This is a genomic window from Glaciecola sp. 1036, assembly GCF_050306235.1.
Lineage (GTDB): Bacteria > Pseudomonadota > Gammaproteobacteria > Enterobacterales > Alteromonadaceae > Glaciecola.
Window position 1 is genome coordinate 46,880 of record NZ_JBLWFH010000012.1, and the last position, 24,794, is coordinate 71,673.

The following is a 24,794-nucleotide window of genomic DNA, read 5'->3' on the forward strand; positions in this document are numbered from 1 at the left end:
AAAATTTACTACAATATGTTGAACATACAAACATCAAGGACACATAGTGACGAACTGGACAGTAGATAGTTGGCGCGGGAAGCCAATTTTGCAACAACCACACTACAAGGATCAGGTAAAACTTAAAGACGTTGAACAAAAACTAGCAAAGTATCCGCCTTTAGTTTTTGCCGAAGAAACTCGTCATCTGTTTAAAGAATTGGGCAATATTGCCTTAGGTCATGGTTTCTTATTGCAAGGTGGTGATTGCGCAGAATCCTTTGATGAGTTTAATGCGCCCAAAATTCGTGACACTTTCAAAGTAATATTACAGATGGCTGTGGTATTAACTTTTGCAGGTCGTTGTCCTGTAACCAAAGTTACTCGTATGGCGGGTCAATACGCTAAGCCTCGCTCAGGCGATTTTGAAGAAATCAACGGAGTGTCATTGCCATCTTATCGTGGTGACATTATTAATAGTTTTGAATTTACTGCAGCTGCGCGAGAGCCGGATCCAATGCGAATGTTGGATGCTTATCACAGAAGCGCAGCCACATTGAACTTGCTCCGTGCCTTTTCTCAAGGTGGTTTGGCAGATTTACACCAAGTAAACCGCTGGAATATGACCTTTCTTGAAAACAATCCATTGAAAGAAAAATATCAGGATTTAGCTCAGCGAATTCAAGATACTCTAGGGTTTATGGAAGTAATTGGTCTTAACAGTGAGAATACTTCAGCTCTACACGAAACTTCACTTTATACCAGTCATGAAGCTTTATTATTAAACTATGAGCAATCTTTAACGCGTATAGATACCTTAACTGACAAGCCTTACAACTGCTCTGCACACATGCTATGGATTGGTGAAAGAACCCGACAACTTGATCATGCACACGTTGAGTTTTTCCGTGGAATAAACAATCCAATTGGAGTCAAAATTGGGCCGAGCATGCAAGGGGATGAGTTGATTAAGCTTATCGATGCGTTAAATCCAAATAATATTCCGGGGCGATTAACCCTTATTACTCGCATGGGCGCTGACAATCTGGCTAAAAACTTACCGCCGTTGTTACGCCGAGTAAAAGAAGAGGGACGTCATGTAGTGTGGAGTTCAGATCCTATGCATGGCAATACGTTCAAAGCATCTAGCGGTTACAAGACACGTAATTTTGATGCCATACTGCAAGAAATTAAACATTTCTTCGATGCGCACAGTGCAGAAGGCACTCACGCTGGCGGTATTCACCTTGAAATGACAGGACAGCATGTTACTGAATGTACCGGTGGTGCTTACAAAATCAGTGATGATGATCTTGCCCAAGCGTATAAAACCCAATGTGATCCACGCTTAAATGCGGACCAAGTATTGGAAATGGCGTTTTTAGTGGCGGATTATCTAAAGAAAATCTAGTCAGCTCGATTGTCTTAGTTGTCATTTTGTGCTCGCCACAACTGATAATAATGGCCTTGTTTTTCTAACAAGGCCTTATGTTTTCCTTGTTCTACAATAGTCCCTTGATGCATTACTACTATGTTATCTGCGTCGACAATGGTGGATAATCTGTGTGCTATCACCAAACTCGTGTGTCCATGCTCTACATTTTTTAGCGCTTGTAATATTGCTTGTTCGGATTGAGAGTCCAATGAACTTGTTGCTTCATCAAACACCATGATAGGTGATCCCTTCAATATGGCTCTAGCGATTGCCACTCTTTGTTTTTCACCGCCAGATAACTTGAGCCCTCGTTCGCCAACTTTGGTGTCTAATCCTTCAGGTAACTTGGCCACAAAAGCTGATAAATGTGCCATTTCAATTGCTGTGGTTATATCTTCTTTTGAGGCATCGGGCCGTCCATAGCGAATATTTTCGAAAAGTGTGTCGTTAAACAACACGGTATCTTGCGGCACTATGCCCACAACTTGGCGCAAACTTGACTGGGTGACATCGGCTATATCCTGTCCATCAATCAGGATTTTACCTGTTTGAGGGCTATAAAATCGAAACAGCAGTTTTACTAAGGTAGATTTTCCTGAACCACTCTCACCAACCACAGCGACTTTGCTACCTGCTTCGATGGTCAACGAAAAATCCTTTAAAATAGGTCTTTCAGGATGATAAGCAAAAGCGATATTGTGAAATTCAACTTTACCAGAGCTGACTTCTAGCTCAGTAGCATTATCGTTATCTTTTATTTGCGGTTCGCGGTCAAGTAGAGAAAATAGATTTTCAATATTGGCTAAAGAACCTCTAATTTCTCGATAAACAAAGCCTAAGAAATTCAAAGGCATAAATATTTGCATGGTAAAAGCATTTACCAGTACAAAATCACCTATAGTCATATTGCCGTTGGCCACTTCAAAAGCTGCTAAGGCCAACATAGAGGTCATGGCAAACGCAATAATAAACGCCTGCCCACCATTTAAGGCAAACAGAGAAAGTCGATTTTTACGCCTAGCTTTTTCCCAATCGGCTAACCCTTGATCATATCGATCCGCTTCAAATTTTTCATTACTGAAGTATTTAACCGTTTCAAAATTCAACAAGCTATCGATAGCCCGCGTGCTAGAAGCATTGTCGGCCATATTTTGCGCTTTCACATATTTGGTTCGCCAATCTGTCGCTTTGACGGAAAACCACACATAGCTGATGACAGAAGCTAGAATGACTGAAGCGAATGTAAAGCCATAATTGTAGAATAATATGCCAACTACCATGGCTAACTCTAATAGAGTTGGCCCTATATTAAAGACCATAAAACGCATCAAAAAACTGATACCACTCACACCACGTTCAATATCTCGAGATAGACCACCGGTTTGCCTGGATAAATGAAAGTCTAACTCTAGTTGGTGTAAATGGTTAAACACAGTTAACCCCAATCGGCGCATAGCACGCTCTGTAACTCTCCCAAATAGCGTATCTCTTATTTCACCAAACAGGACATTCGCTAATCTTAAGCCACCGTAAGCAATAATTAGCGCAATGATGACTGACATTGCGGTTGCAATAGCTGAGTCTAAATTTAGATTATCGACTATATGTTTGAGAATAAAAGGCAAGGTTACCGAGGCTAATTTGGCGGCCACAAGACAACTCATGGCTAACCAAACACGCCCTTTAAATTCTGTCAGGTAGGGCCATAGTTTGGTAATTATTTGCCAATTGAATTTGGCTTCATCATTAACGGTAAAACGGGAAGCGCGCAAGTTATATTCTGCTTAATTGAGTTGTCACTTGATTATGACCTATAAAAGTCGGCGAATAAAGACAGAAAATTCGCCGACCAAGCTACTAGTATTTATTTAGCTTGTCCCCATAGGGCTAGCCTTTGTCTTTCTATATCAGTCATTTGGGTTTTGTTTAAAAAAGGCATGTCTTTAGTCACCGTTGTGCGGTGTAAAAGCTGATTTTTCTGCCTTTGTATGTCATCCCAATCGTTAAAAACAACCCCTAAAGGGGCGATTTTAAAGATTTCATCAGAGGGATTCGACGAATGACAACTTTGGCAGTGAGTTTCAACCAGTGACATTACTTGTTGGTCAGTATAGGCCAGAATAGCGCCTTCATTTTCATCAGAGACCGTACTTTGTATTTGGGATTGTGGCCAAGAAATCCAAGCCGCGATGGCTAACATCGCAATTGCGCCTGAGACCAAGATGGAAGGCTTATTAATACCCAGATGTTTTAAATTGAAATAATGACGAATCCAAGCCGAAACAGCCATAATCAACATGAGAACTAACCAATTTAATTCGTGTTGGTAAGTCATCGGGTAATGATTACTGATCATAATGAACAACAGGGGCAGGGTAAGGTAGTTGTTGTGCACTGACCTGAGTTTTGCTCCAGCTCCCCATGCAGGATCTATCTCTTGTTTTGCGGCTACTGCGGCGACCATTTTGCGTTGCGAAGGCATAATTTGGAAAAATACATTGCCTGCCATTATGGTGCCCACTAATGCTCCCATATGAATATAGGCGCCGCGGCCACTAAATAAATGCGCCGAAACATAAGCAATAATACAAAGCAAGAGTACTAAAAATATAGCGAAAGCTAATTGGGATTTTGCTAAAGCACTTCTACAAGCCAATTCATATAAAGCAAGGCCGCCAAAAATGATGCCTAAACCCGCGCCTATAGCTTGACCTTCGGTCAATTGCATAACAGACGGATCAATTAAAAAAGCGCTGGCGGATAAGTAGTAAACTAATATTAAAAGGGCAAAACCGCTGATCCAAGTGGTGTATGCTTCCCATTTGAACCAGTGTAAATTTTGCGGCATTTTTTCAGGACCATAGGCGTATTTGGCGACTTCATAAAAGCCGCCACCATGTATGGCCCAAAGATCACCTTTGATGCCTTTTTGTTTTTTCTCTGCTGGTGGTTCTTCTAGATTGTTGTCGAGCCAAATAAAATAAAATGAGGCGCCAATCCATGCAACGCCAGCGATGACATGAAACCAGCGTACAAAAAGTGAAATCCAATCAAGCCATGGCATCTGGCGACTCCTTTGTGTTTGAATATTGTAATTTCCCAGCAATCCATGTTTCTTCTATTGCTCGATCGTCGCTGAGCATACTCATAGCAAAAAGCATATCTTGAGGCGTGCTATCCTGTTGAATGCGTATTTCGCTTAATTCATCGAATTTGGGGTTCAAAATAATAAAATCAGCATAGGTATCAGGATTTAGATTTCCTATTTGATGCTCAAATCCGTAAGCAATCGCAGGTCCTTGGGTCATGGTGTATAGCCCATGCAAAGGTGTGAAAATTTGATGGTTTAGTTGACATACTTTGTAGGCTTCGCCGTAGGTGCGCAATAGATTAAAACTGGTTCCACCTCCCACGTCAGTTGCCATTGCAACGGGAACTTTGTATTCAACCGCCTTATTTAAGTCAAACAGCCCACTGCCTAAGAAAAGGTTCGATGTAGGGCAAAAAGCGGCTGTTGCATTAGCGTCTGAAAGTCGCTGCCATTCATCATCTGATAAATGTATACAATGCCCAAACACGCTACGCTTTCTCACTAAATTGTATTTCTCATAGGTCGCTAAATAGTCATCACAGTCCGGGTATAAGGACTTAACCCATGCTATTTCTTCTTTATTTTCTGATAAATGGGTTTGAATAAAGACATCCGGATATTGCACTGCCAATTCTCCTAATGCGGCTAATTGAGCACTTGTGCTGGTGGGAGAAAACCGAGGCGTTAGTGCATAAAAGTTTCGGTTTTTCCCGTGCCATTTTTGAATTAATTGAGCGCTGTCTTGTTGCGCACTTTGCGGTGTATCTTGCAAATATTCTGGGCAGTTGGTATCCATACAGACTTTACCAATGACCATTTGCATATTCAGTGCGTCAGTGTGAGCAAAAAGTGTGTCCGCTGCTGATTTATGCACACTACTAAATACCAAACCAGTGGTTGTTCCATTTTTCAATAATTGGCGAGTGAAGACATGAGCGATTTTTTCGGCTTTTTCTTGTTGATCAAATTGGCGCTCGGTGGGGAAAGTAAAATTTTCTAACCAAGTTAACAGCTGTTCACCAAATTTACCGATAATTTCTGTTTGCGGATAATGTAAATGGTTGTCGATAAAGCCAGGTAAAATCCACCTTCCACTATGGTCGTGCACTTTCGCAAGGGGATATTGAGTCACTAAGTCATCATACTCACCCAGTGCAACAATCTTATTGTCTTGCACGATTAAAGCGCCGTCTTTTAACCACTGAAAATCGTAATCAGGGGTTATGGTAGCTTCAGGAAAGTGCAGTATATTGCCTCTAAATAGTAACGCTTGATGTGACATTAACTTCCTCGGTAACTACTAAAACCAAAGGGAGAAATAAGCAAAGGCACGTGGTAATGCCCACCGTTTTCAACCAAGGTAAAGGCGATATCTATAAAGGGATAAAAACATTGACCGTAATTCTCAACAAGATAAGACTGACACTCAAATCTAAGACTATAATCACCCGATTCAAATGAGGTAGGTCCCCAAGATTTGCATCGGCCATCTTCGTCTGTTTGGGCAGTAAAAACTTCTCCGCTTGGTGTGGTTAAAATCAATGTGAGTCCTGGTACAGGTTTACCAGAGGTTGTATCAAGTATATGACTTGAAAGTGTGTTCATTGGTTAATCCTAATGTGATAGTCCCTTATTGATGCGCAACAAGGTGATCTTGATTTGTTGTTCTGCAGCAATATTCATTTCTTGTTCTGTACTGTTGGGAAGGCGTTTCTGTAATGCTTCCAACATGGTATTGGCCGATAATCCAGTGGCACAAATAATAAAAATAAACCCGTGTTTGGCTAAATAGTCGTGATTAAGTTTATGAAGCGCATTCAGGGTGGCTTCATCGGCGATTGAAGTGCCAGATTGCTCGTTACTCGCCATTTCTTTTGTGTTGGCGTACTTTTCGCGCAGACTGGATAAATCTCCTATCATTGGATGAGCGGCAAAGGCTTCCAATTTATCCTCACTATTCATCTCAGCCCAGATTTTCTTGGCTATCGCTATTACGTCTTCAATGGAAGCAAAGGGTCTAGCTTGCGCCATAGCGTAAGCCCATTGAGTTGCACCACAGGTTTGTAAAAACCAGTGAATAGCATCTTTGGTATGTAGCTTGTTCAGTTCTTTTAGGGTCATATGTTGGCCTCAACCGTACTGATTTTTGCATTATCAACAGCTTGCTGCTTATCAGCTTGTTGTAACAGTTTTATTATTTGTGCACTTATAGATACGGCAACTTCAACTGGCCTTTTCCCCGGGATTGAAAGGTCACCTATGGGCGAAATAAAATTAGTTAATTGAGAAGCGCTAATGCCCTTATTAGTCAGCCTTGTCACAAAGCGTTTTGCTTTAGTTTGTGAACCTATCATGCCGACATAGGAAAAACAGTCTCGTTTAAGGGCATTGTGCACAATATCGAAATCAAGTTGATGATTGTGGGTTAACACTATAAGCCAGGTATTCCTCGGTAATAATAAGGTCTCTTCAGCAGGACTTTCTTCGACAATAATATTGACGTTTGCTGGTGTAGTTTTAGCATTAAATAAGTCTTCTCTGCTATCTATCCAATGAATCTGCAAAGGTAATTGCGCCAATATGGGTACCAAGGCTTGAGCCACATGCCCAGCACCAAAAATAGCAAGATGCTGGCCATGATTTACTCTTACTTCATAGAGTAGTTTCACTGCACCGCCGCAACATTGCCCAAGCTTGCTACTGAGAGGAAATGTTTCGGTTTTAGTGGTCTGTTTACTTTGCGCTAATAAGTCTCTGGCCGTTCTAATTGCTTCAAATTCCAAATGCCCGCCGCCAATGGTATCTATGCTGTCATCATCACTGACAATCATTTTAGTGCCTGTATTACGCGGAGTACTGCCAGCAACTTGCAACAAAGTCACTATCACATAGTTTCGTCCTTGTTGCTCGAATTTATGCAAGGCTTCATACCATCTATTAGGTCTCATAGTGTTACATCCTTTTTAACCGCCGTTACCGCGTTGAGTACTCTTTCTGGTGTGGCAGGGGTGTGTAATTCAGGATCTATTGTATAGTCACTTAAACTCGATATGGCGTCTTTTAATGCGCACCAAACCGATATAGCTAACATGAAAGGTGGCTCGCCAACGGCTTTTGAATGATAGATACTGTCTTCTGAATTTGGTCTATCGTAAAGCCCAACATTGAAAATAGGCGGAGTATCACCTATGGCTGGAATTTTATAGGTCGCCATATTTTCGCTGATTAACTTACCCTGATCATTCCATTTCAATTCTTCTGTGGTTAACCAACCCATACCTTGAATAAAACCACCTTCAATTTGGCCAATATCAATGGCCGGGTTTATGCTTTTACCAACATCATGCAGAATATCTACTCGATCAACAGAGTATTCCCCAGTGAGGGTATCTATGCTTACTTCACTGCAAGCAACACCAAACGCGAAATAAAAGAATGGTCGACCTTTGCCTGTTTCTCTATCATAAAATATCTTTGGTGTTCTGTAATAGCCAGTTGAAGACAAGGAAATGCGGGCCATATAGGCTTGTTGGACTAATTCTACAAAGCCTATTTCCTGTTTACCCAATACCAGTTTATTGTCGATAAAAACGGCGTTTTCAGGACTTTGTTGAGTGGTTTCAGCGAAATATTCAATTAATCGTTGCTTGATGGTGATACAAGCATTTTGCACTGCTTTCCCGTTTAAATCTGTGCCACTAGAAGCAGCAGTAGGTGAGGTGTTAGGGACCTTGTCTGTACGCGTAGAAGTCACTTCTATAGCTTCAAGATCGACACCAAATTCCTGAGCCGCAATTTGCCCAATCTTGGTGTGTAAACCCTGTCCCATCTCTGTTCCGCCATGATTTACCTGAATGCTGCCATCGGTGTATACATGCACTAATGCGCCTGCTTGGTTTAGATGTTTGGCAGTAAATGAAATCCCAAATTTTACCGGCGTTAAGGCCAGTCCTTTTTTGATTATCGGACTGGTTTGATTGAAGGTTTTGATTTGATCACGTCTCTGCCAGTATGCACAATCTTGCTCTAATTTTTCTAACATATCGGGCAAGAAAAAATCTTCAATTGGCATGCCGTATGGTGTTAGTTGATTTTTATTGTCTTGGTATAAATTGCGTTTACGAATAGTAAGGGGATCTTCACCCAGTCTACGTGCAATTGCGTCCATCATGGCTTCGCCCATGATCATACCTTGAGGACCACCAAAGCCGCGATAGGCGGTGTGTGAAACAAAGTCTGTTTTTAACCTATGGCCGATTATATCGGTTTCGCCAAGGTGATAACTGTTGTCCGCATGAAACATGGCGCGATCGACTATGGCTTCAGATAGGTCAGGGGAGTGACCACAATCGCCATTAATCTCAATCTTCGCAGCTGTCACTTTTCCGTCGGCGCCAAATCCCACGCTATATTTATTCTCAAATGGGTGGCGTTTACCGGTAACTGCCATGTCTTGTTGACGTGGTAAACGTAATTTTACAGCACGCTTGTTTCGATGGGCTAATACCGCGGCTAAACACGCCCATTGTGCGGCCTGTGTTTCCTTGCCGCCAAATCCGCCGCCCATGCGTCGCATATCCACACAAACGTGATGTAGTTTTATATCCAAAACTTCAGCGACCAGCTTTTGCACTTCGCTAGGATGTTGGCTAGACGTATAAATGGTCATGCGATCTTCTTCTTCGGGAATCGCCATTGACACCTGGCCTTCTAAATACATATGTTCTTGACCACCGATGTTCAGATGGCCATTTACCACCTGTTCCGCATTTTGCAATGCGCTGTCAACCTCTCCCTGCAACATTCGATGACTAGGGCGCACAAAGCGCTCTAAAGCCAATGCATCACTTACTTTAAACACGGGCTCTAACGGGGATATTGTTACTTCCGCAAGTTTAGCGGCACGACGGGCATTGCTGACTGTATCAGCCAAAACAGCAAATATGGCTTGTCCATAAAATTTGATTTCACCATCAGCTAATACAGGATCCCCTTCAAAAACAGGGCCTATATCTATGTGACCAGGTATATCTTTTGATGTAATAACGTCAATTACGCCAGGACTTGCAAGCACAGCGTCTAAAATCACTTGGGATATAGTCCCTCGTGCAACTTCACTTGTACCCACAGCCGCATGTGCAATTGAACTAGGTTCTGGCATATCGTCTACATAACGCGCGTTTCCACTCACTTGCCGATCGGCACTTTCATGTTTATTCACGCGGTTCAACGCTGTTTTTGCTTGTGTGGTATCAGCTAATTTAGCGGGTGTATTCAGTTTACGCATGGTCAATCACCCGAGTCTTAAAAATAACCTCTTGTTGTTGCTCCAGCCAAAACCTTTCCCACAAGTTACTTAACACTGTTTTACGATATTGGGCACTCGCGCGAACATCATCAATGGGGGTAAACGCATTAAGCAGAATCTCTTTGCCAATTTCTACAATGGCTTTATCCTGCCAGTTTTTTCCAACGAGAGCGGTTTCTAACGCTGGACAATTAATGGGAGTTGCTGCCACACCACCGAAACCCGTCGCTAGCTTGGTTATTAGACCCTCATCGCTAACTTCTACTTTAAAAACGGCGCAAACTGCGGAGATATCATCTTCCATTCTTTTGGATATCTTATAGGCCGCTAACTTTGCGTGTTTTGTCAGTAATGGTATTTCTATTTTTGATATCCATTCATCGTCTGCTAGTTGAGTTGAACGGTAGCCGGTAAAAAAGTCTCTCAAGGGTAAGGTGCGCTCATTTATGCCATTGTCTGCGATAACGGAAGCGCCTAATGCCATTAAAACTGGTGGCATGTCTCCAATAGGCGAGGCATTAGCCACATTACCCCCAAGTGTCGCTTGATTGCGGATAGGTAAAGAAGCGAACCGGTAAAATACATCTTTCAATTGAGGGAAATACTGCAATAAGGTTCCCGACATTTCAGATAGAGAAACTGCAGCGCCGATCTGTATGTAGTCAGCATAAATTTCAATCTGTTTTAATTCGCTAACCTCAAACAAACTAATAATGTGCTCGAATGATTTTAGTTTTTGCGTTATCTCCAAGCTTAAGTCTGTGCCGCCAGCAAGCAAAGGCGCTTCTGGGTGCATTTCTATGCACAATCTTAATGACTCTCGATCTTTGGGAAGCATCAAACCTGATGTGGCTAAATCAGCCTTTTGTTTTTCTGCTAAGGAATTTAGGGTTTCAATGGTTTGTTGCGCAAGTTGATCGAAGCGATCTTTTTTCGGCTTTTCACAAGCAAATAGAGCCGCATCAATGATAGGACGATAGCCAGTACAGCGACATAGATTGCCCGAAAGTGCGTGTAAAATATCTTCTCTACTCGGGTTTACTTGGTTGTGATAAAGGGAAAATAGAGACATAACAAAGCCAGGTGTACAGAACCCACATTGACTGCCATGAAAATCAGCCATCGCCTGTTGAACAGGATGTAAGCCTTGCTCAGTTGCCAAATATTCAACAGTGATAAGTTGTTTGCCGTTAATTGACGAAAGCAGAGCAATACAAGCATTAATGGTTTTGTAGTGCAAATTGTTTCCATCTGGTGCAACAGTTGCGACGACAACCGTGCATGCACCGCAATCACCCGCAGCGCAGCCTTCTTTAGTACCTGTTGTCTTACGATACTCTCGCAGATACTGCAATACCGTTAAATCTGTTGGATAATCAGGTAGTTCAACAATATCCTTGTTGAGTAAAAATCGAATCATGGAGTCTTTCTGCCTCAAATTATTGTCTTTTTATCACATCATATACATTGTATGTCAAAATCCCATTCAAAAACTAGACCAAATGGTCAGAAAAAGAGGTCTAATCTTTTAAAATAAACATTTTTGCTAGCCTAGCGTTTTATGGCACTATGCATCATAAGTAATTAAGATTACAAAAATTATTAATCACAAAATATATGACTAAAAATAAGCGTGACGACGACCAAAAAGTCGGTGGAAGAAATAAATTAATTATTCTGAACGCCGCTGAAAAAGCTTTTGCTCAAAACGGTTTTAAAGGAACTAGTGTGCAACAAATTGCAGATGCTGCAAAACTGCCAAAAACCAATGTGCTTTATTATTTTAAAACCAAACAAGACCTTTACACCTCAGTGTTGAAGCGCACCATGAAATTGTGGAATTCTCGCTTTGATTTAGCTTCTCCTGATGATGACCCTGCAGAGACCCTCGCTGCCTATATTTCAGAAAAAATGGAGATTTCCAGAACCCATCCTCTTTCATCGAAAATTTTTGCCATGGAAATTATTAACGGTGGACCCAATCTGGATGGGTATTTTGACGAAGAACATTTGCAGTGGATGACGCAAAGAGTCAGAGTTATAGAGCAATGGATTGCGGCTGGCAAAATGAAAAATGTGGATGCGCATTATTTGTTATTTCAAATATGGGCATCTACTCAGCACTATGCTGATTTTTCAACCCAAATAACTCGGCTACGAGATAAGAAAATGCAAAAAGCCGATTTTGAAAAAGCAACCCAACACTTGATTGATGTAATTTTGACAGGTTGCGGTTTACAAGTACCTGCCCAATACAAATAAGAGAAAACTATGAGTTACCCAAGAGATTTAGTTGGTTACGGTGCAACTCCACCTCATCCGAAGTGGCCTGATAATGCTAAAATTGCGGTGCAATTTGTACTGAATTATGAAGAAGGGGGCGAAAACTGTGTTTTGCATGGGGATCCCGCTTCTGAAAAATTTCTGTCTGAAATTGTAGGAGCAGAAGCTTACGAAGATCGCCATTTGAGCATGGAATCCATTTATGAATATGGTAGTCGAGCAGGGTTTTGGCGGTTATTCCGCTTGCTGACTAAACATCAGATTCCGACCACAGTGTTTGGTGTAACTATGGCCATGCAGCGGCATCCCGAAGCAGTACAGGCCATGCTTGATGCAGAATGGGAAATTGCCAGTCATGCAATGCGGTGGATTCATTTCCAGCATATGGATATCGACACTGAACGAAAGATGATTGATGAATCTATACTGTTACACAAACAATTGACCGGTAAAAAGCCGGCCGGTTGGTATACTGGGCGCACAAGTCCAAATACGTTAAAACTGATTGCAGAGCGTGATGATATTATGTATTGCGCTGATTCTTATGCAGATGATTTGCCTTATTATGAGCACAACTACAGCAAGCCATTATTGATAGTGCCTTACACCTTAGATACAAATGATATGCGTTTTGCAACGCCCCAAGGCTTTAACACAGGTGAGCACTTTTTTCAGTATTTAAAGGATGCGTTTGATACCTTGTATGAAGAGGGCAAAGAGCAACCTAAGATGTTATCTATTGGACTACATTGTCGGTTAGTTGGTCGTCCTGGGCGAATTGCAGGACTAAAGCGCTTTATTGAATACGTGAAAAGTCATGATCGTGTTTGGTTTGCCACAAGAGAACAAATTGCTGAGCATTGGATCAATCATTTTCCATTTGAAGAACTGTAGAATTGGATGTCCAAATTTCTTTGGACATCCAAGCTGGCTTATTTTAGATCAAAAATATACCTGAGAATGAAAACGGCGGCTAATAAATAGGTGATTAAACTAACTTGTTTAAATCGTCCACAACCTAACATTATCCCCACATAGGTAATAAATCCTAAGGCAATACCTTCGCTGATACTAAACGTCAGTGGCATTGCTATCAAAGCAACAGTAGCCGTGGCAAGCGCGCCTAAATCGTCAAAGTCTAGCAGGCGAATAGAATCCATCATTAAAATACCCACCATTACCAAGGCTGGTGTAGTGGCCATAAGCGGGATGACCTTCATCAGTGGCGTCAAAAATAGTGAGAGTATAAAACAGAGAGCTACTACAACAGCGGTTAATCCTGTTCTGCCTCCGGCTGAAACCCCTGCGGCTGACTCTACATAACTTGTAACTGGAGAAGTACCAATAGCAGCACCAGCAATACTAGCGGCAGCATCAGCATTCATAGCTGGGCCAATTTTAGGTAGTTTGCCGTCTTTATCTAACAGATTTGCACGGCGGCTAACGCCGATAAGCGTGCCTATAGTGTCGAACATGTTCACAAACATCAGGGCGAATATCAGATCCCAAGTTTCTGCAAAATGCTCAATGGGATACCAAATATCCATCATCATAAAGGTATCAGAAATTGGCTCTGGAGCACCTACTACAGCGTCAGGAACTGGTGTAAGGAAACCTTCCTCTACAGGGACAAAGGCTCCAACCAAGGTCAAAACGATGATGGAAATTAAAATACCGCCAGTGACGTTTTTGATAGTTAACACTATGGTGAGTAATATTCCCGCTAGCGCCAATAGAACTGGGGCCGAAGATAAGTCACCTATAGTGACAAAAGTCGCTTGATTGTCGACCACTAAGCCAGCATTTTTAAGTCCAATAAAGGCAATAAAAAGCCCAATTCCACACTGAACACCAATTTTAAGAGCGGGTGGAATAGCTTCAGCTATTTTAGTGCGTACTCCTGTAAGTGTTAGCAACAGAAAAATTACACCGTTCCAAAAAACAATACCAAGTGCCGCTTCCCAAGAGATTTCTCGGGTCATACAGATAGTAAAGGTAAAAAACGCATTTAGTCCCATGCCTGGCGCCAGTGCGATGGGATAATTAGTAAATGCAGCCATTAGCAATGTACCAATACATGCAGCTAAGGCGGTGACTGTAATCAATCCAGCAACCGGCATTCCACTTAATCCTAATATGCTTGGATTGACTACCAATATATAAGACATGGCAGCAAAAGTTGTAAGGCCAGCAATGACTTCATTTTTAACGTTTGAGCCATGGGCGCTGAGATGAAAAATTCGCTCTAAAACATTGACTGCCATAATTTTATTCTCTTATTTTTGGGCATATTGATTTGACTAACTTGGACATTAAGCAATATTCTGACCAAATGGTCTAATTTGTGCTAATTTGTACCAATAAACGCCAAAGCGCCAAGAAATAAGTGTTTTTAATGAAGTTTCGAACGCTGGCAATAACTAACTTGCCATAAGATAATTAAAATTAACAATATGGTTGAACGATTTTGGTGCAAAATTATTACTTTAAGGACAATTGAATGTCGTTGAAAAAGCTGATTGCAGCCTTACCAAAAGCTGAATTACATTTACATATTGAAGGTACACTTGAGCCTGAGCTTATGTGGAAATTGGCTAACAAACATAAAATAACCCTACCTTATGCTTCAGTAGAAGAGATAAAAGCCGCCTATAAGTTTGAAGATTTACAAAGCTTTTTGGATTTGTATTACCAGGGCGCAGATGTGCTAAAGAATCAAGACGACTTTTACCAACTGATGTGGGAATATTTAACTCGCTGTCGCGAACAGAATATAGTGCACAGTGAAATTATGTTTGACCCTCAAACTCATACCCAAAGGGGAGTTGGCTTCGATATTTTTATGCCTGGATTTATCAAGGCTATTCAGCAGGCTGAGAAAGAGTGGGGCATGTCAGTTGGACTAATCATGAGCTTTTTGCGTCATTTGAGCCAAGAAGATGCGTTTGATACGTTAACCGCTGCGCAACCCTATTATCAATATATTCAATCGATTGGGTTAGATTCATCAGAATTAGGTAACCCACCAAGCAAGTTTGAAAAGGTGTTTGAAAAAGCTAAATCTTTAGGTTTTTACCTTGTTGCACATGCAGGTGAAGAGGGACCTCCCGAATATATTTGGCAAGCGCTAAACCTCTTAAAGGTAGACCGCATCGATCATGGCGTTCGTTGCCAAGAAGATGAAGCATTGATGCAAAAATTAAAGCAAGACAAAATGGCCTTGACCGTTTGCCCATTAAGTAATTTAAAACTCTGCGTTATCGATAAGATGGAAGAGCACAATATTTTATCACTCTTAGAACAAGGCTTAAAAGTGACAGTAAACTCTGATGATCCCAGTTATTTTGGTGGCTACATGAATGAAAACTTTATAGCACTTTATGAGCATTTAGGCATGACTGAGTCGCAATTGAAACAGCTTATCATTAATGGTTTCGAAGCCAGCTTTTTACCAGATGATATTAAGCAAAAATGGATTGCTAAGCTTTAGAACACGAAATTAGGGGCTTGGGGTAGTTTGCGAACAATTGGATGAATTAAACGCTATGATTTGGAAAGTGCGACTAGGGTGTTATTAAGAACCTCTAAAGCAACTTTCACATCAACTTCCAAAACAGACTCATCTGGATGGTGGCTGATGCCTTTGTGACATCGCATAAATAACATCGCCATAGGACATAATTTGGCCATTTCCATGGCGTCGTGACCTGCGCCTGAAGCAAGATGCAACGGCCGATAGCCAGTTTTGCTAATGGCAGTTGATAGTACTTGTTGTAAATCTAAGTCGCAGCTTACTGCATCTGCATTGTGGGTTTCTCGCTGGCTTATATTTACATCTCGTTTATTTGCAATTTCGCTGACGTGTTGTTGAATATCTGCTAAAACATTGTCACGTTGTTCGTCATTTTCACTGCGTATATCAAGGGTAAATACGGTTTGTCCTGAAATTACATTGACGCCGTTAGGCTTGTTTAGAACTTTTCCTACAGTAGCAACAACACCGCCTTCTTTGGCGAGTTTTTCTACCATTAAAATCATTTCCGAAGTGGCGCAAAGGGCATCTTGTCGCATGTGCATTGGCACTGTGCCTGCATGACCCGCCATTCCGGTAACAGTAAATTCAATGCGGCGAGCTCCGGCAATAGCTGTGACTACGCCTACGGGTAGATTTTGTTGTTCTAATACAGGTCCTTGCTCAATATGTAATTCAAGAAAGGCGAGTAGATTTTCCTTGGGCAGTGCCGCTTTCTTTACTTGATGAAAATCCAGTCCAACAGTTGCTAAAGCATCCGAAACGGTAATGCCATTGCTGTCAGCAAGATGCTCCCATTGGTCTGGCCAATTACCTGTCAGCGCTCGACTTCCTAATAGCGTTGAACCAAACCTTGTTCCTTCTTCATCACCGAACCCGACGATATCAACGTGGAAAGGCAAAGCTATACCACTTTCATGGTAGCCATGAATTAACGCTAGAGGCGCCAACACGCCCATCATGCCATCGTAGCGGCCACCATTCGGTACTGTGTCCAAATGACTGCCAATGATAAGGCGTTTAGCATCTGGGTTAGACGAAACATATCGACCCCAGCAATTGGCTGCCTGATCTTGCCAACAAGTCATGCCGGCTTGTTGCATCCACTCAGTCACTAAGGCATTTGCTTGCATATGCTCGGCTGTCAAATATCGTCGATCAATAAAACTAGCGTTTTGACTGATAGCGCCAAGGCTATCACATCTTTCCATGGTTAACTGAGCTAGAGATGCGAAATCAAGCATGGGCAGTTCCAGCGTATACAGCTAAAGCGGCATCAACTGCTTCGCCTAAAGGCATTTTATGACCTGCTCGTCGAAGCACAGACTCTAGTGATTGTAATGTATTGAGAACAGCATCAATGCGAGCGTTATACCCCATGGTGCCAATACGCCAAATTTTACCTTTCAAAGGTCCGAAACTGGTGCCAATTTCAATATTGAAAGTCAGTAGCATTTCACTGCGAATAGCCTCGCCGTCCACGTTGTCAGGAATATAAACGCCTACTACATTGGTCATTTTATGAGAAAGGTCACCAAAAGGTTTTAAGTTAAGTGCTTTTACACCAGCTAACATAGCATCACCAGCTAATTGATGACGTTTAATGACCGCATCTTGACCTTCATCTAGTAGGTTGATTGCGCATTCGCGAGCACAAAACAGCATTGATGCTGCTTCGGTATGGTGATTGAGTCTTTCTTCGCCCCAGTAATCCATAATCATGGGTAAATCAAAATAGTTTGACCGAATACGACTGCCTTTGGCGTCTGTGTGGTGTGCATCACGGATCCCAGCTTCTACATGATGACGTTTTCGTACCATATCCACGTAACGATCACTTAACGTAATTGGGGCGCTTCCTGAGGGACCACCTAAACATTTTTGTAACCCCACTGAGACCGCATCTAAACCCCATGCATCTGTTTCGAACGGGTTGCCGCCAATTGAAGCTGTTGCATCACTGTAGAAAATGACATCGTGTTTTTGACAGATTTCACCCAGCGCTTCTAAAGGTTGTAACATGGTTGTAGAGGTGTCACCTTGTACCACTGCCAAAACTTTAGGTTTGACTTGCTTGATAGCTTGCTCTATTTGTTCTGGTTCAAACACCTCACCCCAAGGCACTTCGATAGTGTGAACATCGGCATCTGCACGCTCAGCAATTTCTGCCAGTAAGTGCCCGAAACGGCCAAAAATTGGCACTAACACTTTATCTCCAGGCTCAATACAAGACACTAAAACTGCTTCAATGCCAGCTCTGGATGTACCATCAATCAAGAGTGTTTGTTTGTTGGTGGTGTTAAATACTTTTCGATACAAATCCATGACTTCGTTCATATAGCCTGTCATGACAGGATCATATTGCCCAACCAACTGTGTTGACATTGCTGTTAACACTCGTGGATAGCAATTGATAGGGCCTGGACCCATCAATAAACGAGGAGGAGGGGATAGTATTTTCATGTGTGAATCCTAGAGTAAAGCTTGAGCTAACATACGAAGCCCAGTAATAATGAGGACAATTGCAAAGATACGCTTTAACATTTTAGCATCTAACTTACTGGCAATATTTGCGCCTATAGGCGCGAATATTACTGTTAAAGGTACAATACATATAAAGCCTACTAAGTTGACCAACCCATAGGTGCCAAAAGGTGCGTCTTCAGGTGCTGTGCCTGCCACTAGAAGCGTTAGGGCGGCTGGTAACGAGATAATTAATCCAACCGCAGCTGCAGTGCCTACTGCTTTATGCGCAGGGTAATTGCAAAAAGTTAGGGTGGGCACTGTAAGGGTTCCACCGCCTATGCCGACCATAGAGCTAAATAATCCTATGCAAGCGGCCATTATACTTTGACCAACACGTCCAGGAAGTCCATTAAAAATGGCATCTTTTCGACCTACGATCATATTGATCGCCGAAAGTGTCGCTATAACGCCAAATAAAATGGTGAGCCATTGCCCGTTTACTTGAGTCACCAAATAACTACCAATAAGCACGCCGATGAGAATAAATAGTGCCCACTTTTTTAGCAGGTCAAAATCCACATTGCCTTTTGCGTTGTGGGCTCTAATAGAGCTAATCGAGGTGGGTACTATGGTAGCCAAAGAAGTAGCAGTCGCCACTACCATAGCGGTTTCAGGTGACACACCTAAAGCTTGGAATAGAAAATAAAGCACAGGCACAATCACTATTCCACCGCCAACGCCCAATAGACCTGCTAATAAACCAGCGAACACGCCAGTTCCAGCTAAGCCGATAATGGTGGTGAAATTTTCTAAAATAAAATCCATGGTTAAATCGTTCCAAATAAGTGTTAAGACGTGAATGCCTGACCGTCGCTCCTAGGATCAGTAGCGGCGTCAACATTGCCTTGAGTATCTAAAATTACAGCACCAGCGTGTCCCATGAGTTCGTTACAAGCATCTACAATCACCATATCGTGACCCTTTTCTATAAGCGCTTGTCCAACTTCTGTGGCGAGATCTGATTCAATTTTAAGATTATGGCTTTGGTCTCCCCAAGTTCTACCTAATAACCATCGTCCCAATGCAATAGATTGTTGCAAGGATTTACCTTGATAAATAAATCGAGAGAACAGGGCAGCTTGCGTTTGTGGTTGGCCTTCCCCCCCCATGGTGCCATAGCTTAGTCGACGACCATCAGTCAACTCAGCAAACGCTGGATTCAGGGTATGGAAAGGTTTTAAACCTGGTGCTAAAGCCTGTAAATGATCTTTTTCAAGGGAAAAAGATGTTCCCCTGTTATTCCAAACAATACCTGTAGAGGGGCTCACTACACCGCTGCCATATTCCCAATACAAACTTTGAATATAACTCACCATGCGCCCTTGATTATCACAAGCACCCATCCAAATAGTATCGCCGTGTTTGGCTTCATATGGCCAAGGTAGCGCGGTTTTAACGCTTATATTGGTCAGCATGTCATCCAGACTTTGGTCACTCAGCAACTGTTGTAAATCTGTACTCAAACGACTAGGGTCAGTCACATATTGATTGCGTGCAATAAAGGCTTGTTTGGTGCATTCAATCAACAGATGTACAAACTCAGTCTCATTTGTTGCTTGGTCTTTAACTTTATCGAACAGCGCTAAAATTAATAATGAAGCAACCCCTTGCGTAGGCGCCGGAAGATTATAAATCTTGCCAAAACTAGTGCTCACATTTAGCGGCGTGACCAGCTTTGCCTGATATTGATGAAAGTCATCTAAACGAATAGGAGAGCCTGCTTTTGTAAGATCATTGGCTAATTGCTGGGCAATTTCTCCTTGATAGAAATCATCTAGTCCCACCTCAGCTAATCGAGATAATGTGCTAGCTAAGGTAGCTAAAACGACTGTATCCCCTTTTTTAAGCACCTTACCTTTATTTAGGAATTGACTAAAGTGAACATTTCCGGATAAATCTTCAAAGGTTTTTACACTGGCATCCTCCATGCTCTGTGTTACTTCTATACCTTCTGATGCCTGCGTTATTGCGCCTTGCAATAATGTCTTTAGTGGCAAAGAAGATTGCCAATTCGCACTAATATCCAAGGCTTTTTGCCAGCCTGCTACCGCACCGGCCATGGTTAAAGCTGCTTTAGGACCTCGACTCGGAATCTGCTGCTCTTGGGCATAATAGTCGAGGGATGCAAGTTGAGCTGCAACGCCACAGGCATCAATTGCAATTGGATCTTTTCCGGGTTCACTAATCAACCAGAACCCATCACCACCTAAACCGTTCATATGCGGATAAACTACCGCAATGGAAGCCGCAGCTGCTACCATAGCTTCAATTGCGGTGCCGCCTTGTTCAAGTATGTCGTTTCCGACTTTCGCTGCTGCATGATGCGGAGCGGTAAAGCCAAATTTAGTCATTTTTTGCATAGGGGATAAATTCCAATATAGATTTTGCTATATCAATTAGTGTTAAATCTTCAGATACTTTGCCTAAAAGAGAAAAACCGCAAGGAAATTCAGTATTCGATAGCGGAATATGTAGTTGTGGTCTTCCAGTTAAACCAGCAATTGCTGTTAAATTCATTAAATGATTGCGGTACTTTGCTAAATTTTCTGCTGAACTTGAAAGCAATGGTGAATAACCAGGGGTAGTTGGAAGCAATATACAATCTACATTTTGCATCAATTCGTTTAATTTTTGCTGAAATCTAATTTGCGCAGACTTAGCGCTTTCTATTTGCTCAGGTTCAATGCTTTTACACCAATCTAGTCGTTGTTGAATGTCAGGAGCAAATTGAGGTTTACATTGGGTAATCCATTCACCATGCTGCTGCCAGATCTCAGCACCTTGTAATATTCTAAATGTTTCGCTGATATTATAGCCTTCAACATCAATCGTAATATTGCTAAAGGTTACATCCGACGCATTTGCTATTCCCTCAATACTTTCTTGTATTGCTGATTGATGTTCCGCCAAGGCCAACAAATTTTTAGCTACTGCAATTTTTCCATCTACCTTTTGAGCAATTTGGTGCTCAAACATTACATTTGCTACCTGACTAAGTTGGGAAAGACTTTTGGTCATCCAACCAACAGTATCGAAACCAGGGGCTAGAGGCACCATATTGTCCATGCTTATACTGTTTATTGTCGGTCTAAGTCCAAACAAGCCGTTATAGCTTGCTGGAACTCTAATGGAACCGCCAGTGTCTGTACCCAATCCTATATCAGCCTGATTAGAAGATACAGCTGTAGCAGAACCCGATGATGAGCCTCCTGGTAGACGATCAGGTGTCACTGGGTTGGTCGGGGTACCATAATGGATATTTTGCCCATTCAGGCTGTAAGCAATTTCATCCGTAATAGTTTTTCCCACATAGTCGGCGCCATTCAGGATTAACTTTTCTACTGCGGAAGAGGTGGTAGTAGGTATTGTATGCGTTTTCTGCCAATCAGGATTTCCAGCAGTCGTTGGGAGCCCTGCGATATGAAAAAGGTCTTTAACCGCTAAACGCAAACCGCTCAATGTCGAAGATTGCGCTCGAATAGCCTGCAATTGAGGACTGAACTCACGAGTCACAAAGGGATCTGATATTTTGACTGACATTATTTTTCTGAACTTCCTGACTAAAGGGCGCTTTATTTGATGTAATTGGTTGAAGAAATAAAGCAAAAATCTGACCAATTGGTCAGCTTATAAAGAGTAAATTTAAACAGATGAAGTTTCAAGTGTTTAAACACTTGAATGCTAAGTTTATTAACCATTAAAGGCTTAGATTTGTTTGAACCCAAACAAATAGCGAATTGGTATCAAGTGCTAAGCTAAATGCACCTTTTTTGAATGTTTGCACCTAATTAAAGCAATCAATGGCATTGTTCGGAATGTCGACTTGATTCTGTCCAATAAATAAAAAATTGGACCAGTTGGTCAATATTCCGCAATTACAGGGAATTAACTTGAAATAAGCGGAATAAAATTAATCAAAAATGCGTTTTGGCGTGCAGATTGCTAACTTACCAGAGGATTTATGGCAAGGAAGCGCGTTTATTTAAAACTATTCAATTTTGATATTTAAAAGGTCACCATTCTTTATGTTGTTAAAAGTATGCAAAGTCATTGCAATATTCATATTCCTACACATACCTGCAGTGTCTGCAAAACAACCCATAGTGTTTCAATTAGATTGGTTGCCTGGCGGTGATAAAAGTCCCGTCTATGTTGCGATTCAGCAAGGATTTTTTGAGCAAGCAGGGTTCCAAGTAAAGGTGTTAACTGGACGAGGCTCTACAGATTCCATTACCCGTGTAGCATCTGGACAAGCGCAATTTGGCTTTGCTGACATTGGTTCGTTAATGGCAGCAAAAGCGCAAGGCGAGGTATTAGCGCAAGCCGTGTTACCCTATTTTACTCAAGCTCCCCATGCTTTTTACATCCTCGAAGAAAGTAAATTAACCAATATTTCTCAACTAGCAGGCAAACGGATTGCAACCTCACCCTTTACTTCATCCAATGGTTTTCTTCCATTGGTGCTAGAAGAAAATGGCTTACATGCTTCTCAAATACAGTTAATAAAAGCCAATAATGGCGCTTTAGGCCCAATGTTGCTAATGAAAAAAGTAGATGCCATTATCGCTTGGACCACTAATACTGCATTGTATCAAGATCAAGCCAGATCAGCGGGCAAAAAAATTAGAGTCATGCCTTGGTCGGAAAAAGGTTTATCCTTGTACAGTTCTTCTTTGATAGCTTCAGAAAAACTGATTAACACCGACCCTGAAATGGTTCAGCGGTTTAGCGAAGCGTTCGCCAAAGCCATAAAGTTTGCTTATGAAAACCCTGCACAAGCGGCCAGAAACGTGCATGATTTGGTACCTGAAGTCGATCCTGAAGTTGCTCAAGGGCAAGTAGAATCCAGCTACAATTTGGTGTTCAATCTTGTGACAGAACGGGATGGATTTGGCAAATATACTAAAGATAGACTTAACACAACCTGGCAATATGTTTCAAAAGCCAATGAATTATCTGTGGATGCATTAGATCCTGCTACTGTAGTGCCTGACTTTTCATTAAGTGAGAAACGAACTCAAGGACAGTAGTTTATGCAAAATTGCGTACAACTTAATGGTGTTTGTCATACTTTTAATCCACAGCAAGGTCCAGTCATTCAAAACGTAAATTTGTCTATCAAACGACACGAATTTGTCGCCATAGTAGGACCTTCTGGATGCGGTAAATCAACATTATTACGTATGGTTAGCGGTTTATTAATGCCCACTAGTGGGAAAGTCAAAGTTTTCGATTTAGAGGTCACTAAACCAAGAGAAGATGTGGGAATTGTATTTCAAAAGCCAACCTTATTACCTTGGTTAAGTGTGATTAAAAATGTGTTGTTTCCGTTAAAACATAAATATGGGCGTTATAGCAAAGAGCAGCAAAAACGCGCCTTTGACCTACTTGAAATGGCAGGCCTATCAGCCTTTGCAGATAAAATGCCAAATGAACTGTCAGGAGGGATGCAACAGCGAGTGGGCATTGTTAGGGCCTTATTGTTAAATCCAGATATTTTACTCATGGATGAGCCCTTTAGTGCTTTAGACGCCCTGACAAGAGAACAAATCGGGTTTGATTTACTAGACATCTGGAAAGCTCAGCCTAAAACTGTTTTGTTTATTACCCATTCTATTTCAGAAGCTGCTTTACTTGCAGATCGTATTGTCATTATGAGTAAGCGTCCGAGTACAGTAGCGAAAATTATTGAGGTCGATTTACCAAGACCTCGCACAACCAAAACCATAGAGCTGCCACAATTTTCAAAAATAACGGCAGAGGTTAGGGAGCTTATTTATGCAGAAACCGCATAAATTAAACAGCTTCATTGGATTAATAGTGCCTTGGACTTTTTGGTTCAGCATGGTCTTGGTGTGGGAATTGGCATGCCAGTGGGGTGAGATTCCCGAATATATTTTGCCTGCCCCCAGTGTAATATGGCAAGCCTTTCTAGACGTTGAATTTAGCCGTTGGCTTGGGCATTTATGGGCAACCTTAAGGGTGGCGTTCTTAGGCTTTATTATTTCGGTAGCAGTGAGTATTCCTTTGGCAATAATCATGATGCGATCAGTGTTGATAAAACGAATTTTATACCCGTTTTTAGTGGTGATTCAATCAACCCCTGTAGTGGCTGTAGCGCCTTTAATCATAGTGCTTCTAGGTACAGAAGATAGCTCTCGGATATTAATCACCTGTTTGATTACATTTTTCCCAGTCGTGGTTTCTACCACGACAGGTATGTTAGATACACCAGAAGAATTGATTGAACTTAGCAGATCGCTGCAAGCTCCTCGTTATCGAGAGACTTGGCAAATACGTATGCCCTATGCATTACCGCATATTTTCAGTGGATTTCGTGTAGCCATTACTTTAGCAATTATTGGTGCTGTGGTTGCAGAGTTTGTAGCAGCAGAAGAAGGGCTTGGATACTTTATTCAATTCTCAACCTCTTTTTTTAAAATCCCCCAAGCATTTGCGGGATTGATATTTTTAGCTTGCGTGAGTTTACTCTTATTTAAAAGTATTCAATGGATCCAAGCTTGGTGGTTTCCTTGGAGTATGCCAAGTGAAAACTAATAGTTATTTGCAACAGAGTATAAGCAGGCAGGTCAATTGGCTGGGTCATTGCTCTTATTTTTCGGTTTGTAAGCCGAGTTAA

Annotated in this window: 21 protein-coding genes; 7 read left to right on the top strand and 14 right to left on the bottom strand. The window is 41.8% G+C overall.

The window, feature by feature from the left end:
* Positions 1-46 precede the first annotated feature (46 nt).
* Complete coding sequence (locus ACNKW3_RS15755; RefSeq protein ID WP_427400280.1) at positions 47-1,390, top strand: class II 3-deoxy-7-phosphoheptulonate synthase; 1,344 nt, start codon at positions 47-49, stop codon at positions 1,388-1,390.
* A gap of 14 nt (positions 1,391-1,404) precedes the next feature.
* Here the strand turns inward: ACNKW3_RS15755 and ACNKW3_RS15760 are convergent, their stop codons facing one another.
* The 8 genes from ACNKW3_RS15760 to xdhA form a co-directional block, all read right to left on the bottom strand.
* The gene (locus tag ACNKW3_RS15760) at positions 1,405-3,186 is read right to left on the bottom strand and encodes an ABCB family ABC transporter ATP-binding protein/permease (RefSeq protein WP_427400281.1); all 1,782 of its coding nucleotides are present in this window, start codon (positions 3,184-3,186) and stop codon (positions 1,405-1,407) included.
* Between the two features lie 92 nt (positions 3,187-3,278).
* Positions 3,279-4,478, bottom strand: a complete 1,200-nt coding sequence (locus tag ACNKW3_RS15765; protein ID WP_427400282.1) for a urate hydroxylase PuuD — start codon at positions 4,476-4,478, stop codon at positions 3,279-3,281.
* Entirely contained in the window at positions 4,465-5,787 is a 1,323-nt protein-coding gene (gene guaD, locus ACNKW3_RS15770; RefSeq protein ID WP_427400283.1) for a guanine deaminase, read from the bottom strand. The genes ACNKW3_RS15765 and guaD overlap by 14 nt, the downstream gene beginning before the upstream one ends.
* Positions 5,787-6,110 (bottom strand): hydroxyisourate hydrolase, encoded by a 324-nt coding sequence (gene uraH, locus ACNKW3_RS15775; RefSeq protein ID WP_427400284.1) that lies wholly within the window; start codon positions 6,108-6,110, stop codon positions 5,787-5,789. The genes guaD and uraH overlap by 1 nt, the downstream gene beginning before the upstream one ends.
* Before the next feature lie 9 nt (positions 6,111-6,119).
* Positions 6,120-6,626, bottom strand: coding sequence for a 2-oxo-4-hydroxy-4-carboxy-5-ureidoimidazoline decarboxylase (gene uraD, locus ACNKW3_RS15780; protein ID WP_427400285.1), 507 nt, complete (start codon positions 6,624-6,626; stop codon positions 6,120-6,122).
* Complete coding sequence (gene xdhC, locus ACNKW3_RS15785) at positions 6,623-7,453, bottom strand: xanthine dehydrogenase accessory protein XdhC (protein WP_427400286.1); 831 nt, start codon at positions 7,451-7,453, stop codon at positions 6,623-6,625. Before xdhC ends, uraD begins: the two co-directional genes overlap by 4 nt.
* Entirely contained in the window at positions 7,450-9,792 is a 2,343-nt protein-coding gene (gene xdhB / locus ACNKW3_RS15790; protein WP_427400287.1) for a xanthine dehydrogenase molybdopterin binding subunit, read from the bottom strand. Before xdhB ends, xdhC begins: the two co-directional genes overlap by 4 nt.
* Entirely contained in the window at positions 9,785-11,233 is a 1,449-nt protein-coding gene (xdhA, locus tag ACNKW3_RS15795) for a xanthine dehydrogenase small subunit (RefSeq protein WP_427400325.1), read from the bottom strand. Before xdhA ends, xdhB begins: the two co-directional genes overlap by 8 nt.
* 197 nt (positions 11,234-11,430) lie before the next feature.
* On the opposite strand from xdhA, the gene ACNKW3_RS15800 reads away from it, so the two are divergent.
* The gene (locus tag ACNKW3_RS15800; RefSeq protein WP_427400288.1) at positions 11,431-12,075 is read left to right on the top strand and encodes a TetR family transcriptional regulator C-terminal domain-containing protein; all 645 of its coding nucleotides are present in this window, start codon (positions 11,431-11,433) and stop codon (positions 12,073-12,075) included.
* 9 nt (positions 12,076-12,084) lie between these two features.
* Entirely contained in the window at positions 12,085-12,990 is a 906-nt protein-coding gene (gene puuE, locus ACNKW3_RS15805) for an allantoinase PuuE (RefSeq protein WP_427400289.1), read from the top strand.
* A 38-nt stretch (positions 12,991-13,028) separates the two neighbouring features.
* On the opposite strand, the gene ACNKW3_RS15810 is transcribed toward puuE, so the two are convergent.
* Positions 13,029-14,360 carry an NCS2 family permease gene (locus ACNKW3_RS15810; RefSeq protein WP_427400290.1) on the bottom strand — a complete coding sequence of 444 codons (1,332 nt, stop codon included), beginning with the start codon at positions 14,358-14,360 and terminating at the stop codon, positions 13,029-13,031.
* Positions 14,361-14,596: 236 nt separating this feature from the next.
* Here ACNKW3_RS15810 and ACNKW3_RS15815 point away from each other — a divergent pair, with 236 nt between their 5' ends.
* A complete protein-coding gene (locus ACNKW3_RS15815) occupies positions 14,597-15,586 on the top strand; it encodes an adenosine deaminase (protein ID WP_427400291.1) in 990 nt (329 codons plus the stop codon).
* A 53-nt stretch (positions 15,587-15,639) separates the two neighbouring features.
* Here ACNKW3_RS15815 and ACNKW3_RS15820 read toward each other — a convergent pair whose 3' ends face one another.
* Genes ACNKW3_RS15820 through ACNKW3_RS15840 form a run of 5 tightly spaced genes read right to left on the bottom strand, consistent with a single transcriptional unit; the run spans position 15,640 to position 21,694 of the window.
* Positions 15,640-16,872, bottom strand: coding sequence for an allantoate amidohydrolase (locus ACNKW3_RS15820; RefSeq protein ID WP_427400292.1), 1,233 nt, complete (start codon positions 16,870-16,872; stop codon positions 15,640-15,642).
* A complete protein-coding gene (locus ACNKW3_RS15825; protein ID WP_427400293.1) occupies positions 16,865-18,091 on the bottom strand; it encodes a pyridoxal-phosphate-dependent aminotransferase family protein in 1,227 nt (408 codons plus the stop codon). The genes ACNKW3_RS15820 and ACNKW3_RS15825 overlap by 8 nt, the downstream gene beginning before the upstream one ends.
* A 9-nt stretch (positions 18,092-18,100) precedes the next feature.
* Positions 18,101-18,919 (bottom strand): sulfite exporter TauE/SafE family protein, encoded by an 819-nt coding sequence (locus ACNKW3_RS15830; RefSeq protein WP_427400294.1) that lies wholly within the window; start codon positions 18,917-18,919, stop codon positions 18,101-18,103.
* 23 nt (positions 18,920-18,942) lie between these two features.
* Positions 18,943-20,514 carry a gamma-glutamyltransferase family protein gene (locus tag ACNKW3_RS15835; protein WP_427400295.1) on the bottom strand — a complete coding sequence of 524 codons (1,572 nt, stop codon included), beginning with the start codon at positions 20,512-20,514 and terminating at the stop codon, positions 18,943-18,945.
* Positions 20,498-21,694 (bottom strand): amidase, encoded by a 1,197-nt coding sequence (locus tag ACNKW3_RS15840; protein ID WP_427400296.1) that lies wholly within the window; start codon positions 21,692-21,694, stop codon positions 20,498-20,500. The genes ACNKW3_RS15835 and ACNKW3_RS15840 overlap by 17 nt, the downstream gene beginning before the upstream one ends.
* 485 nt (positions 21,695-22,179) lie before the next feature.
* Here ACNKW3_RS15840 and ACNKW3_RS15845 point away from each other — a divergent pair, with 485 nt between their 5' ends.
* The 3 genes from ACNKW3_RS15845 to ACNKW3_RS15855 are packed head-to-tail and all read left to right on the top strand — an operon-like array spanning position 22,180 to position 24,712.
* A complete protein-coding gene (locus ACNKW3_RS15845) occupies positions 22,180-23,184 on the top strand; it encodes an ABC transporter substrate-binding protein (protein WP_427400297.1) in 1,005 nt (334 codons plus the stop codon).
* A 3-nt stretch (positions 23,185-23,187) separates the two neighbouring features.
* On the top strand, positions 23,188-23,949 hold the full coding sequence (locus ACNKW3_RS15850; RefSeq protein ID WP_427400298.1) for an ABC transporter ATP-binding protein: 762 nt from the start codon (positions 23,188-23,190) through the stop codon (positions 23,947-23,949).
* On the top strand, positions 23,933-24,712 hold the full coding sequence (locus ACNKW3_RS15855) for an ABC transporter permease (RefSeq protein WP_427400299.1): 780 nt from the start codon (positions 23,933-23,935) through the stop codon (positions 24,710-24,712). Before ACNKW3_RS15850 ends, ACNKW3_RS15855 begins: the two co-directional genes overlap by 17 nt.
* The last annotated feature ends 82 nt before the right edge of the window (positions 24,713-24,794 follow it).

What these genes read in the sequence shown, in the direction of transcription:
- ACNKW3_RS15765 (WP_427400282.1), bottom strand. Translation starts at nt 4,478, where the DNA reads ATGCCATGGCTTGATTGGATTTCACTTTTTGTACGCTGGTTTCATGTC.
- guaD (WP_427400283.1), bottom strand. Translation starts at nt 5,787, where the DNA reads ATGTCACATCAAGCGTTACTATTTAGAGGCAATATACTGCACTTTCCT.
- uraH (WP_427400284.1), bottom strand. Translation starts at nt 6,110, where the DNA reads ATGAACACACTTTCAAGTCATATACTTGATACAACCTCTGGTAAACCT.
- uraD (WP_427400285.1), bottom strand. Translation starts at nt 6,626, where the DNA reads ATGACCCTAAAAGAACTGAACAAGCTACATACCAAAGATGCTATTCAC.
- xdhC (WP_427400286.1), bottom strand. Translation starts at nt 7,453, where the DNA reads ATGAGACCTAATAGATGGTATGAAGCCTTGCATAAATTCGAGCAACAA.
- xdhB (WP_427400287.1), bottom strand. Translation starts at nt 9,792, where the DNA reads ATGCGTAAACTGAATACACCCGCTAAATTAGCTGATACCACACAAGCA.
- xdhA (WP_427400325.1), bottom strand. Translation starts at nt 11,233, where the DNA reads ATGATTCGATTTTTACTCAACAAGGATATTGTTGAACTACCTGATTAT.
- ACNKW3_RS15800 (WP_427400288.1), top strand. Translation starts at nt 11,431, where the DNA reads ATGACTAAAAATAAGCGTGACGACGACCAAAAAGTCGGTGGAAGAAAT.
- puuE (WP_427400289.1), top strand. Translation starts at nt 12,085, where the DNA reads ATGAGTTACCCAAGAGATTTAGTTGGTTACGGTGCAACTCCACCTCAT.
- ACNKW3_RS15810 (WP_427400290.1), bottom strand. Translation starts at nt 14,360, where the DNA reads ATGGCAGTCAATGTTTTAGAGCGAATTTTTCATCTCAGCGCCCATGGC.
- ACNKW3_RS15815 (WP_427400291.1), top strand. Translation starts at nt 14,597, where the DNA reads ATGTCGTTGAAAAAGCTGATTGCAGCCTTACCAAAAGCTGAATTACAT.
- ACNKW3_RS15820 (WP_427400292.1), bottom strand. Translation starts at nt 16,872, where the DNA reads ATGCTTGATTTCGCATCTCTAGCTCAGTTAACCATGGAAAGATGTGAT.
- ACNKW3_RS15825 (WP_427400293.1), bottom strand. Translation starts at nt 18,091, where the DNA reads ATGAAAATACTATCCCCTCCTCCTCGTTTATTGATGGGTCCAGGCCCT.
- ACNKW3_RS15830 (WP_427400294.1), bottom strand. Translation starts at nt 18,919, where the DNA reads ATGGATTTTATTTTAGAAAATTTCACCACCATTATCGGCTTAGCTGGA.
- ACNKW3_RS15835 (WP_427400295.1), bottom strand. Translation starts at nt 20,514, where the DNA reads ATGCAAAAAATGACTAAATTTGGCTTTACCGCTCCGCATCATGCAGCA.
- ACNKW3_RS15840 (WP_427400296.1), bottom strand. Translation starts at nt 21,694, where the DNA reads ATGTCAGTCAAAATATCAGATCCCTTTGTGACTCGTGAGTTCAGTCCT.
- ACNKW3_RS15845 (WP_427400297.1), top strand. Translation starts at nt 22,180, where the DNA reads ATGTTGTTAAAAGTATGCAAAGTCATTGCAATATTCATATTCCTACAC.
- ACNKW3_RS15850 (WP_427400298.1), top strand. Translation starts at nt 23,188, where the DNA reads ATGCAAAATTGCGTACAACTTAATGGTGTTTGTCATACTTTTAATCCA.
- ACNKW3_RS15855 (WP_427400299.1), top strand. Translation starts at nt 23,933, where the DNA reads ATGCAGAAACCGCATAAATTAAACAGCTTCATTGGATTAATAGTGCCT.